This is a genomic window from Dongia sp., from assembly GCF_041906375.1.
Taxonomy (GTDB): domain Bacteria; phylum Pseudomonadota; class Alphaproteobacteria; order Dongiales; family Dongiaceae; genus Dongia.
The window spans coordinates 309,428-322,000 of sequence record NZ_JAYRJJ010000006.1 but is presented as its reverse complement, the minus strand read 5'-3'; the positions used below and the strand labels follow the sequence as shown (position 1 = coordinate 322,000).

The 12,573-nt window shown below is 62.6% G+C and carries 5 protein-coding genes and 1 pseudogene; 4 read left to right on the top strand and 2 right to left on the bottom strand.

What is annotated here, in order from left to right:
* Together ACE3OA_RS18780 and ACE3OA_RS18775 are read right to left on the bottom strand one after the other, a co-directional pair.
* Positions 1-848: pseudogene (locus tag ACE3OA_RS18780) on the bottom strand (PD-(D/E)XK nuclease family protein); the annotation flags it as partial.
* Between the two features lie 14 nt (positions 849-862).
* Entirely contained in the window at positions 863-1,006 is a 144-nt protein-coding gene (locus ACE3OA_RS18775) for a hypothetical protein (RefSeq protein ID WP_374313582.1), read from the bottom strand.
* Positions 1,007-1,135: 129 nt separating this feature from the next.
* Between ACE3OA_RS18775 and ACE3OA_RS18770 the strand changes: the two genes are divergently transcribed.
* The 4 genes from ACE3OA_RS18770 to ACE3OA_RS18755 are packed head-to-tail and all read left to right on the top strand — an operon-like array spanning position 1,136 to position 12,569.
* Positions 1,136-2,020 (top strand): WYL domain-containing protein, encoded by an 885-nt coding sequence (locus ACE3OA_RS18770; RefSeq protein WP_374313580.1) that lies wholly within the window; start codon positions 1,136-1,138, stop codon positions 2,018-2,020.
* A 22-nt stretch (positions 2,021-2,042) separates the two neighbouring features.
* Positions 2,043-5,546: a helicase-related protein gene (locus tag ACE3OA_RS18765; RefSeq protein ID WP_374313578.1), complete on the top strand. Its 3,504-nt coding sequence runs from the start codon at positions 2,043-2,045 to the stop codon at positions 5,544-5,546.
* Positions 5,543-9,772, top strand: coding sequence for a sacsin N-terminal ATP-binding-like domain-containing protein (locus ACE3OA_RS18760; RefSeq protein ID WP_374313576.1), 4,230 nt, complete (start codon positions 5,543-5,545; stop codon positions 9,770-9,772). Before ACE3OA_RS18765 ends, ACE3OA_RS18760 begins: the two co-directional genes overlap by 4 nt.
* Positions 9,756-12,569: a DUF1156 domain-containing protein gene (locus ACE3OA_RS18755; RefSeq protein ID WP_374313574.1), complete on the top strand. Its 2,814-nt coding sequence runs from the start codon at positions 9,756-9,758 to the stop codon at positions 12,567-12,569. The genes ACE3OA_RS18760 and ACE3OA_RS18755 overlap by 17 nt, the downstream gene beginning before the upstream one ends.
* Positions 12,570-12,573: the final 4 nt, after the last annotated feature.

Below are 12,573 nucleotides of genomic sequence, written 5' to 3'. Positions count from 1 at the left end.
GCGGCCTGTCCTTCGCGGGTCGTGGCGGTGCGGACACCGTGAACGAAATGCAGGTCGATATTGGCGTCGGCGCGCAACGCCAGAAAATGGTCATCATAGTCGGCGGGGGACGCCGTGGCGATCGCGATGTCGGAAGGAGAGACGCCCGACGCAAGCAACGCGCGCGCCCAGCGCATCGCCTCAATGGCTTCGTGATAGGCGGTCGCGGCGCTGACGGAACCAACCGTCGGCCCTTCGGCCTTGGTCTGCACGACAGCAACGCCGCTATCGCGGAGCCAGTCCGGGACGGAGCGTGGGCCTGCCGTCCATTGCACCGGAATGCGCGCAGTGAGTTCCTTCACCAGAGGACGCCAGCACGGAGACAGTTCGGTCAGCCCGGAGATTTCTATTGAGCCGAGAATGGCCGGCGCGTGGCCGATACGGATGCTGGCTGCGGCGACAATATCGACCGGACGCATCATTCCATCGGGAAGTTGGGTGAGAACGGCCGCTTCCAAGCGGGCTACAGCGTCGAGACGAGGATGATCGGTGGATCGGGCGGCCAAATCGATGCCGGAGCGCCAAGCCTTATGCAGCGTGTCCGCAGCCGCGCCGATCATGCCTGGCAGCATCTTGATGCTTTCCAGCTCGCCCATCGGCGTAGCGGGAAGGACCGCCTGGATCGCCGCTCGGAGGCTTTCCTCATCGATCGGCCGGGCGAACCCACCCGCGAGCCGCACGGCGGCTTGCTCGAAGGACATGATCTGGAGGCCATGGCGGCCGCTGCGCGCTGCCGCGAGGCGGGCCTCCCGCATCGCGAGGCGACCATGAACGATAAGAGTGGATCGACTCGCGGCTGTCATCGTCATTCCCCCTTTCCGGACTACTTCTTGTTCGAGCGCTGGGTCAGCGCCGAGGCTGCCGCGCTTTTCGCGGCCTTGCTGCTCTTGGGATCCCGCAGAACCTTCGATGCGGCGCTGGCCGCCTTCTTGCTGGTCACTTCGCGGTTTGGACTACGCTTGGGCATTGCCGTTCCTCACGAATTTCGCGCCCATCACCATTGACGAGTGCGGCTGATGGGAATAATAGCTATACGGATCGCGGCGGAATGTCCATATACTTTTTATCCGCATTTGCGATTTGGAGGCGAAGTGTAATGTTGGAAGGCGCCACGGCGTTGAAATGGGGTGTGGAGCGCCGGCTCGAATTCATCGAGTTCCGGCTGTTCTGGGAGGGCTCGATCAACCGTGCCGACCTCGTGGAGGTATTCGGCGTGTCGGTTCCGCAGGCGTCGAAGGACCTGACGCTCTATCAGGAGCGGGCGCCTGGAAACATGGAATATGACACCCGCGCCAAGCGCTATGTCGCCGCCGAGCAGTTCGTTCTGCGTTTTTTGGAGCCAGACCCTTACGTCTACCTCTCGCAGCTTCGCTCGGTTGCCGAAGGCGCTGTGCCCGCGCACGATTCGTGGATTTCGGCGCTCCCCAGCGCAGACATCGCGCTGACCCCTCGGCGGGACATTGATATCAAGGTTCTGCGCAAGATTCTCGACGCATGCCGCGAGAGTGTCTCCCTAGACATTTTCTATCAGTCGATGAACCAGGCGCGGCCGGACCCAATCTGGCGTCGGATCACGCCTCACGCCTTCGGCTATGACGGTTTCCGCTGGCACGCCCGGGCCTATTGCCACCTTGAGCACAAGTTCAAAGATTTCCTGTTGCCGCGCGTTCTAGAGGTTGGTGCGAAGGGTGAGCCGGGGGTGACTGGTGAGCAGGACTGGCTCTGGAACAACTATTTCGATGTCATCATTGGGCCGCATCCCGCGCTCACGGCTAGCCAGAAGAAGGTCGTGGCCAAGGATTACGGGCTCGATCACGGCAATGGCGTACTCACGGTCCGGTACGCGATGCTCTTCTATGTCCTGAAGCGTCTGGGGTTGCTTGGTGACGCGGCAAAGCAGAGCGCCCATACCCAGCATATCGTGACAATAAACCGCAAGGAGACTGAAGCCGCGCTTGAGAGGGCGGAGTTTCAGCTATGAGCGGGTGGGGGAGCGCCGACTGATGGTGGCACGGCTTGAGGAGGTAAAGAACGGCGCATCCGTGCGGGGCGTGGCCTCGGCGCAGGCCGTGCATGTCGTTTCCGTCGACTGGATCGGTGATCAGGCGATCAGCGTCGTTTACCGCGATCACAATGGCACGGTAGCCGAGGCTATTCTTTACCGGGACGACGAACATCGTCTTGAAGTCGAGCAGAACGGGCGGCCCTGGTCGTTCGACGCCGATGGCGCGCTGCTGCGCCTGGTGACAGAAGCCAATCGTATCAAGCTGGCGCATTATTTCGACCCGTATCTGGCGATCCATACGAGTTTGGTCGATCCGCTGCCGCACCAGATTTCGGCGGTCTATGGCGAGATGCTGCCGCGGCAGCCACTCCGTTTCCTCCTCGCTGACGATCCTGGCGCCGGCAAGACGATCATGGCCGGGCTGCTGATGAAAGAGTTGATCGCCCGCAGCGATCTTGAACGCTGCCTCGTCGTCGCGCCGGGCAGTTTGGTCGAGCAATGGCAGGACGAACTCGGTCAGAAGTTCAATCTCGAATTCGACATCCTCTCCCGCGACATGATCGAGAACTCGCGCTCGGGCAATCCGTTCAGCGACCGGGATCGGCTGATCGTCCGTCTCGACGTGCTTGCCCGCAACGAGGAGCTTCAGGAGAAGCTCATGAGCGCGCGCGAATGGGATCTGATCATCTGCGACGAAGCGCATCGCATGTCGGCCACCTATTTCGGCGGCGAGGTCAAATATACGCGGCGCTATCAGGTCGGTCAGAAGCTCGGCCAGGTCTGTCGCCACCTGCTATTGATGTCGGCGACACCGCACAACGGCAAGGAAGAGGATTTTCAGCTCTTCATGGCGCTTCTCGACGGCGATCGGTTCGAGGGCCGTTTCCGCGATGGTGTCCACTATGCCGATACCGAAGACATGATGCGGCGGCTGACCAAGGAAGAATTGCTGAAGTTTGACGGCCGGCCGCTCTTCCCCGAGCGGCGGGCACGCACCGTCAAATATCAGCTCTCGGAAGGGGAGGCTGCGCTTTACACCGCTGTCACCGAGTATGTGCGCACCGAGATGAACCGTGTGCAGCGCTTCGCGGAGGGTGACGGGAAGAAGCGCAACAATGTCGGTTTCGCCTTGCAGATCCTACAGCGACGTCTCGCGTCGTCACCGGCTGCCATCTACCAGTCCCTCAAGCGTCGCCGGGAACGGCTGGAAAACGAGCTGGGCGAAGCGCGCCTAGCCGCCAAGGGGCGCCGGGCCGGCGCGTCGGAGCCGGCGATCAACGCCGACATGCTGCGCAACCTTGAGGAATACGGCCAGGAGGAGATTGACGAGCTTGAGGATCTGATTTCCACGGGCGCGACGACGGCCGAGACGGTCGAGCAGCTCGCCCTGGAAGTCGAGACGCTGAAGGGCCTGGAGACGATGGCGCTCGGCGTGCTGCGCTCGGGCGTGGATACGAAGTGGAGCCAACTCAATCGTATCCTCGACGACGATCTGATGGTCGACGCGGCCGGCAATCGCCGCAAGCTGATCATCTTCACGGAGCCCAAGGATACGCTGCACTACCTGCTCGACAAGGTACGGGCGCGGCTCGGCAATTCCGAGGCCGTAGAGGTTATTCACGGGGGCGTCTCCCGTGAAGAGCGGCGCAAGGTCGTCGAGCGCTTCATGCAGGACAAGGACATGCTGGTCCTGATCGCCAACGATGCGGCCGGCGAGGGCGTGAATCTTCAACGCGGCCATCTCATGGTCAATTACGACCTGCCGTGGAATCCGAACAAGATCGAGCAGCGGTTCGGCCGTATCCATCGCATCGGCCAGACCGAGGTTTGCCATCTCTGGAATCTCGTCGCGGCTGATACGCGCGAAGGCGAAGTTTATGCTCGTCTTCTCGAAAAGCTGGAGGCTGCGCGCGAGGCTTTGGGTGGCCGTGTCTATGACGTGCTCGGCGAGTTGTTCGACGGTGTGGCGCTCAAGGATTTGCTGTTCGAGGCGATCCAGTACGGTGAGAAGGAAGAGGTCAAGGCGCGACTCTTCCAGCAGGTCGATGGTGCGGTCGACCAGGCGCATCTGCTCGAGCTGCTGCGCCGTCGCGCGCTGACCAACGACACCATGCGGGAGGGCAGGGTCGAGGAGCTGCGGCTGGAAATGGAGCGCGCCGAGGCGCTGCGCCTTCAGCCGCACCATATCCAGAGCTTCTTCGTCGATGCGTTCCAGCATCTTGGCGGGCGGATCAAGCGCCGGGAGGAAGGGCGCTGGGAGATCTCTCATGTGCCGGTGCGTATCCGCGAGCGGGACCGCCAGATCGGGACCGGCGCGCCACTCCAGACGCAGTATGAGCGGATCTGCTTCGAGAAGGACAAGATCAACCAGCAGCCGGTCGCGTCCTTCGTCTGCCCCGGCCATCCGCTGCTCGAAGCGGTGATCAGTTTGATCCGCGAGCAGTATGAGCAGATCATGCGGCAGGGTGCGATCCTGGTGGACGACACCGATGCTGGCGACGCGCTGTCGGCGATCTTCCTGCTGGAGCACACGGTCCAGGACGGTCGCGTCACCAGCGTTGGCAAGCCGCATGTGATATCCCAGCGGCTGCAATTCGCCGCCATCGACAAGGCCGGAAACACCGTCAACGCCGGCATCGCACCGCATTTGAATCTGCGGCCTGCCAAGCCGGAGGAGGTCGCTAGCGTGCGCGACCTTCTGGACGAGAGCTGGCTGACCAACGATCTGGAGAAGGCCGCGATCCGATTTGCCACGGTTGAATTGGCCCAGGGCCATGTCGCCGAGGTCAAGGCTCGGCGTTTGCCTGAGATCGAAAAGGTCGAGCAGGAAGTTCGCGCCCGGCTCAAGAAGGAGATCAATTACTGGGACTCTCGCGCCTTCGAGCTGAAGGAAGAGGAGCGGGCCGGCAAAAAGACGCGGGTGAACTGGCAGAATGCACAGCGCAGGGCCGAGGACCTGGCGGAACGGCTGAAGCGCCGCATGGACCAGCTTGAGCGGGAGCGGTTCATCTCGTCGCAGCCGCCGCGCGTGCGGGGCGGCATGGTCGTCATTCCGCGTGGGCTGCTGGAAGAGCGTCAAACGCCAAGCGTTCCGAACCATTTCGCGGAAGATCCCGCTGCGCGTCGGCAGATCGAGCTTGCGGCGATGGAAGCCGTCATGGCGGCCGAGCGCGCGTTGGGCAACGAGCCAGCCGACGTCTCGGCCCAGAAGATCGGTTACGACATCGCCTCGCACGATCCGAAGTCGGGGCATCTGCGCTTCATCGAGGTCAAGGGGCGCATCGACGGCGCGGATAGCGTGATGATCACGCGGCAGGAGGTCATCACCTCCCTGCATGAGCCGGAGAAATTCATTCTGGCGATCGTCTCCGTCAACGCTGGCTTCGCTCATGCGCCACGCTATGTGCGCGGTCCGCTCGTGGAACGGGAACCGTCGTTCCTGGAAACGGCGATCCAGTTCGACCTTCGGCGCCTGTTGGAGCGTGCGGAGGCTCCGCTATGACAGCGGACACGCAGTTGGCGGCAAACTCGGCAGCTTGGCCCGATTACTTCCAGTCGATCCGGGAGCGCGCGACCAAGCGCTGGGATCAGCTTGAGGCGGACCCGGAGCTTGCCGGGCCTTGGCACCAGCTCTTCAAGCAGGTGCAGAGCCCACGCCATATCCTGTCCGAGCTTCTTCAAAATGCCGACGACGCCGGCGCCAGCGAGGCGCGGGTGTCGATCGAGAACGATCGCTTTGTGTTCGAGCACAACGGCGAGGATTTCATCGAGGCCCATTTCGCGTCGATCTGCCGCTTCGGCTATTCCAACAAACGCGCGCTTCATACGATCGGGTTTCGGGGAATCGGGTTCAAGAGCACGTTCAGCCTGGGCGATCGGGTCGAGCTTTTCACGCCGACCCTGGCGGTTGCCTTCGAGCGTGTGCGCTTCACCCAGCCGCATTGGATCGACAGCGGTTGCCTGACGACCGGAACTACGCGCGTCGAAGTGGCGATAGCCAACCCGTTGCTGCGCCGTGAGGTCGAGAAGAATCTCGACGAATGGCTGAAGAGTCCAGTGTCGCTGCTCTTCTTCAAGACGATCCGCCGCCTTCGGGTCGGCGACAGCGAGGTGCATTGGCAGAGCCTCGGACCCGGCCCCATCGCACAGAGCGAATGGATGGCTTTGGATGAGAAAGCGGACAACCCCTTCTTGTTGGTGCGGTCGGGCGAGGAAGCTTTCCCGGCCGAGGCGCTCGATGAGATCCGCAAAGAGCGGATGCTGGGGGCTGAGGACAGCGGTGATTTCCCGCCCTGCCGCGTGGAGATCGTGCTGGGCGCGAAGGGTCGGCTCTATGTCGTGCTGCCGACCGGCGTGGAAACGACGCTACCTTTCGCCTGCAACGCGCCCTTCATCCAAGACCCCGCTCGTCTCAAGATCAAAGACCCGGAGACCTCGCCGACCAACCGCTGGCTCCTGAACCGCGCTGGAGAATTGGCCGCCAGCGCCATGATGGAGTGGCTGGAGCAGACGAAGACCAGCGCGGGGGATCGGGCGGACGCCTATGGCCTGTTGCCCGACGTCGACCGCGAGGCGACCACGCTCGAAGGGGCGTGCGGCGCTATCGTCGAGCTGGCGTTTGACGCGGCCATCGAAGGCCGGCCAATGCTTCTGACCGAAGAGGGGCGATTGGTCGACGCTAAGGCCGCGATCACCGTGCCGCGACCTGTCTTCGACATCTGGCCGGCTGACCAGGCGATGGCGCTGCTCGACGCCAAGTCCCGGCCGGCGTTGTGTCAGCATGTATCTGCCAAGAACCGGACCAAGCTCGTTCACTGGGGTCTGGTGGAGGAGTTCTCGAAGTCCGATCTGCTTGAGCGCCTACGCAGCAATCATCTGCCGCGGCCTGCGACCTGGCGGCAGCTGTTGAACCTGTGGGCCTATATCGCGCCCGAGGTTACGGGTTGGCAGTGTCACGACACCGACGGCCTGCGGATCGTGCCTGTGCAGGGCAAGGAGGTGCTCTACGCGGCGTCGGAGATCGTTCGGCTCGGCGAGAAGAAGCTGCTTCAGTCGGAAGAGGATTGGGAGTTTCTCGCCAGCCATCTGATCGTTCTCAACCAGAACTGGACCCGGTTCCTCGCCGAGCAGCGCCGAGACAAGGCGGAGGGAGAGAACCGCAACGACCCGGTTGAGGCGGCCTTCGCGGTGCTGGAGGAGATCGGCCTCGACGGGACGAGCGACGTCAACGCCGTAATCGAGCGTGTCGCCGCCGACTATTTCGCGGCTGGTCAGCCGAAGCTTGCCGAGTGTGTCCAGCTCGCCCAGATCGCGGCCAAGCTGGGCGTCACCATTGGCGACGCCTTCCGGTATGCCTGCGCCGATTTGAAACTTCGCCCGATCGGCAAGGGGGTGCTGTTCGACGAGAATGGCGCGCTCGAGGAGTTGCTGCCGGAGTCCGTCCGAAAGACGCAGCTCCTGCACGGTGACTATGTGGCGAGCTTCAAATCCTGCACGCGGGAGGATTGGCTGCGCTGGGTATCGTCGGGCCGTTCGGGGCTTCAAACGATGGCGCCGCTCGCCCAGAAGCGGACCAGCCTCTACGGACGTCAGCGCGCGGTGACAGAGGCGCAGGCGCGCGGCCAGCGCCAGGCGCTTTACTACGCCTATGTCACTGAGAGCTTCGTTCTCGATGATTGGGACTTCCCGGCCGATTACTGGCGGCATTGGGAGGCGTTGTCAAAGGCCGATCCCGGCATCTGGGCCAAGGTGGTTGGAATGATTCTCGAACAGCGCGACGCCTACTGGTCGCGGGCGTCGAGCGCTCGCCTGTTGCAGGTGGCGACTACCGGATCGACGCGATCGGTCAGCTCGGAACCGTTGCTGGCGGACTGGTTGCTGAAGTTGCGGGCCAAGCCCTGCCTTCCCGACACGCGCAACATGATCCAGCTCCCGGCCGACCTGGTGCGCAGGACACCGGAGACGGAGGCGCTGATCGACGTCGAGCCCTTCGTGCATGGCTTGCTCGATCGGGAAACGACGCGCCCGCTGCTCGATCTTCTCGGTGTCCGCAGCACGCCGAGCGGTCCCGGACGCCTGCTCGACCGCCTGCGCGCCCTGGCGAAATCCGACAAGGCTCCGGCGCATGAGGTCGAGAGATGGTATCGCCGCCTGGATCAGATGCTCGACGGGTGCTCGACCGCTGACGCGCAGAACATCAAGAACGCCTTCAAAGCAGAGAAGCTGATCCTCGCCCAGGACGGGACCTGGGCGACGTCCGGCGGTATCTTTCTGGCCGGGGACGAAGAGGATGTTCCCGGCGCGGCGGTCGTGCGCGCTTCCGTGCTCGACCTCAGCCTGTGGCATCGTATCGGTGTCGCCGATCGTCCTTCCGCGGATCTGGCGTTGCAATGGCTTGGGACGCTGGCCTCGGGGAAAGCGCTCTCGGCCGATGACGCCCGGCGTGTTCGCACATTGCTGGTCCGATACCCGACCCGGATATGGGAGGAGCGCGGGCACTGGCTGAACCTCGTGGGGGAGTGGGCGCCGGTCGATACGCTCGCCTATGGCCTCAGCATGCAGACCCTGTTCCGATGGAGCCATCTGCACGAATGGGTCAAGCGCAAGACCGCCGATTTTCAGCGGCTGTCGGGGGAGACGGTGCAGGCGCCGCCATTCTCGGCGTTGCCGGCCTTGTCGGACCTTGTCGAGGAGCATTTCAACCAGCCGTCGCTGCTGGCCGGCATCGAAGATCGCCGTGCCTGGCTGACGGCGTTCGGAACCCAGCTCGGGCGGATCGAGCTTGCTGATGCCGCCGAGACCGAGCGCGTGCGGGCGCTCGCTGAAGCGATCGCGACGACGAGTTGGGTCCAGACCCCCAAGCTGGAGGTCATTCCCTATCTCGACGGTGTGCCCGCCGGAACGGCTCGGCTCACCGATATTCTGTGGCTCGACGGCAAGCTGTTCGTCAGCCCGCTTTCCAAGGCCAAGCTGGCGAAGCGAGTCCCGGAAGAGATCGGCAGGAGCCTGAACGCGGATATTCGGGGGGCGATGGCCTATGCGTTCGAGCGCTCGCCCGAGGACATCCGGGAATATCTCGAGGAAAACTTCACACTCGGCCCCGAGCAAATGGTCGCCGCGCCAATCACCGAGACCCAACCTGACGCCGCTCCCGGCGATGATGATGAGAGCGACGAGACCGCTGAAGGCGCGGGCGGCGACGCCGAGCTGGTCGATGCGGACGACCTCCACCTAGCGGAGGAGGACGAGCCCGCGACGCTCCCGGAACCCGCGCCTCCGACGGGAGAGCCAGATCGCGAGTTGATCGAAACGGAGTTTGCGACCAGGCCGCGCGCCGCGCCGAAGCCCCCACGCCCGAGCGTCATGGCGCGCTTTGCGTTGGCCCAAGGCTACAAGGTCGACGGCGAGGATCGCTTCTTCCATGCGGACGGAAGCTGGATCGGCCGCGGAAACGGCACGCGCTTTCCATGGGAACGCCGCTCGGCGGGTGGTGAGATTCTTCGCCACTACTATCCAAAGGACCACTGCCTGGAGCACGAACCGCTCCAGCTTGAAGCGGACGTCTGGGGGCTGCTCGACCAGAAGCCCGACCTCTATTCGTTCATTCTCATCAACCGGGAGGGTGATCCCGTCGAGATGACGGGCGCCCGCCTGCGCGCGCTGCGCGACGGCGGCGAACTGACAATCCACCCTGCAACTTACAGGCTTGTTTATGACCTCGACGAATAACACCAAGAAGAAATTGATCGAGGTTGCGATACCCCTCGAAGCGATCAACGCCGCTTCGGCGCGGGAGAAGTCGATCCGGCACGGGCATCCTTCCACGCTGCATCTGTGGTGGGCGCGCCGGCCGTTGGCGGCCTGCCGCGCGGTGCTGTTCGCCCAACTTGTCGATGATCCGTCCAGCGACCTTGAAAAATTCCCCACGCATGAAGCGCAGGAGGCCGAGCGCAAGCGCCTGTTCGGTATCATTGAAGAATTGGTGAAGTGGGAGAACTCGACCAACGAGGAGGTGCTGGAACGCGCCCGCGCCGAAATCCGCAAGAGCTGCGGCGGCGAGCTGCCGCCGGTCTATGACCCGTTCTCGGGCGGTGGATCGATTCCGCTGGAGGCGCAGCGTCTCGGTCTGCCGGCCTATGGGTCCGATCTCAATCCGGTCGCGGTGATGATCGGCAAGGCGATGATCGAGATCCCGCCGAAGTTCAAGGATAAGGAGCCGATCCATCCAGGCGCGAAGGACCGGCAGTTCTATCGCAACGCCGAGGGGCTCGCCGAGGACGTCAAATATTATGGCGAGTGGATGCGCGAGAAGGCGTGGGAGCGCATCGGGCATCTCTACCCGCAGGTGGATCTGTCGAAGGAATATGGTGGCGGAAAGGCGACGGTCATCGCTTGGATTTGGGCGCGCACTGTCCCCAGCCCCGATCCTGCCTTCTCCGGTGTTCAGGTTCCGATCGCGTCGAGCTTCCTGCTCAGCACCAAGACCGGCAAGGAAGCGTGGGTCGAGCCCATCGTTGATAGGCAGGCGAAGACCATTGCCTACAGGATCAGGCATGGGGGCACGAAAGCCGAGATAGCTGCGGCGAAAGAGGGCACAAAGGCTGGTCGCGGCGCGAATTTCCGTTGCCTTATGTCCGATACGGCGATCACGCCTGATTATGTGAAGAGCAACGGGCGTTCCGGCAAAATGGGTCAGACCCTGATCGCCATCGTCGCCGAGGGCAATCGCAGCCGGGCCTATGTCGCGCCCACGGAAGCGCATGAGAGGCTGGCGCTGTCGGCAACGCCGGAGCAGAAGCCTGAAACCAGTCTCCCGAATGATCCCCGCAATTTCTGGACGGTGGACTACGGCCTTACCACCTTCGGTGACTTGTTCACCGACCGGCAGTTGGTTGCCCTGAATACTTTTGGCGATCTGGTCCACGAGGCGCGAACACAGATCGAGGCGGACGCATTGACCGCTGGCCGGGCCGACGATTCGACCCCGCTGCGTGATGGGGGGGAGGGAGCAAAAGCCTATGCAGAAGCGGTTAGCGTCTATTTGGGCTTTGCAATTGGAAAACTGACAGACATTGCCTCGACGATTTGTACTTGGCACTCTGGCGCGGAGCATCAAAAGATCAGGCAGACATTTGGCCGCCAATCTCTTCCGATGACATGGGACTATGCGGAAGGAAACGTGTTCTCCGATTCATCGGGGAATTTCTTGAAACAAATTGAATTGATTAGCCGTGTGATCGGCCTGAACTTTGTTCCTGCCGCGTCTGGCGTTGAGGTTCAGCACGATGCTCAGTCGGTGCGCTTCCCAATCGGCGCCGTGATTTCCAGCGATCCGCCCTACTACGACAATATCGGTTACGCGGATCTCTCCGATTTCTTCTTTTGTTGGCTCAAGCCGGCTATCCGCCCAGTTTACCCAGACTTATTCGGGGTGTTGGCCACTCCTAAGACAGAAGAGTTGGTTGCGACGCCCTATCGCCACGGCGGAAAGGATGCGGCCGAGCTGTTCTTCCTTGATGGCATGAGCCGTGCGATTGCCAACATGGCAATGCAATCATCTGATCAGTTTCCTGCCGCAATTTACTATGCCTTCAAGCAAAGCGAGGTTGCGCAGGACGGGATCAGTTCAACGGGCTGGGCAACCTTCCTACAGGCCGTTGTCCAAGCCGGTTATGCCGTTGTCGGCACCTGGCCTCTGCGCACCGAGATGGCGAACCGGATGATCGCTTCGGGGACCAATGCTCTCGCGAATTCAGTCGTTCTCGTTTGCCGGAAAAAGGAAGCCACCGCCGAAACCATCACCCGTGCCGAGTTCATTCGCGCCCTAAAACGCGAACTACCGCCAGCAATCGGTGAGCTTCAGGCCGCCAACATCGCGCCGGCCGACATGCCACAATCGGCCATCGGCCCCGGCATGGGCGTGTTCTCTCGCTACAAAGCGGTACTGGAGTCGGACGACAATCCGATGAGCGTGAAAACTGCACTTCAGCTCATCAACAAGGAGCTCGATGAATATCTGGGCGGCATCCAGGGGGAATTCGACGCGGATACTCGGTTCGCCATCACCTGGTTTGAGCAGAACGGGCTGAAGACCGGCGAATACGGCACGGCCAACAGCATCGCCACGGCGCGCGGCATCTCGGTCGAAAGCGTCAAGCACGCCGGGATCGTAGATAGCGCCGCCGGCAAGGTCCGCATCCTCACCCGTGATGAACTCGACGACGATTGGGACCCGGAAGACGACCGGCACCTCACGGTCTGGGAGTGCCTCCAGCACTTGGTCCGGGCGCACGAGAAGGATGGCATTTCCCACGACACCGCCGTCCTATTGAAGAAGATCAGCGCCCAGGCCGAGACAGTGAAGGATCTCGCCTACTGCCTCTACGACATCAGCGCCAACAAGCGGAAGGATGCGAAGGAGGCCACTGCCTACAACGCCCTGATCGCCGATTGGACCGAGCTGACAAAGGCCGCGGCGGCCATCCACGACACAAGCGGCGATCGTCAGATCCGGCTGGATATTTAAGGGG

Bases quoted from the DNA above. Each gene is read 5' to 3' on its own strand.
- ACE3OA_RS18765 (WP_374313578.1), top strand. From the start codon at position 2,043: ATGGTGGCACGGCTTGAGGAGGTAAAGAACGGCGCATCCGTGCGGGGC.
- ACE3OA_RS18760 (WP_374313576.1), top strand. From the start codon at position 5,543: ATGACAGCGGACACGCAGTTGGCGGCAAACTCGGCAGCTTGGCCCGAT.
- ACE3OA_RS18770 (WP_374313580.1), top strand. From the start codon at position 1,136: ATGTTGGAAGGCGCCACGGCGTTGAAATGGGGTGTGGAGCGCCGGCTC.
- ACE3OA_RS18755 (WP_374313574.1), top strand. From the start codon at position 9,756: ATGACCTCGACGAATAACACCAAGAAGAAATTGATCGAGGTTGCGATA.
- ACE3OA_RS18775 (WP_374313582.1), bottom strand. From the start codon at position 1,006: ATGCCCAAGCGTAGTCCAAACCGCGAAGTGACCAGCAAGAAGGCGGCC.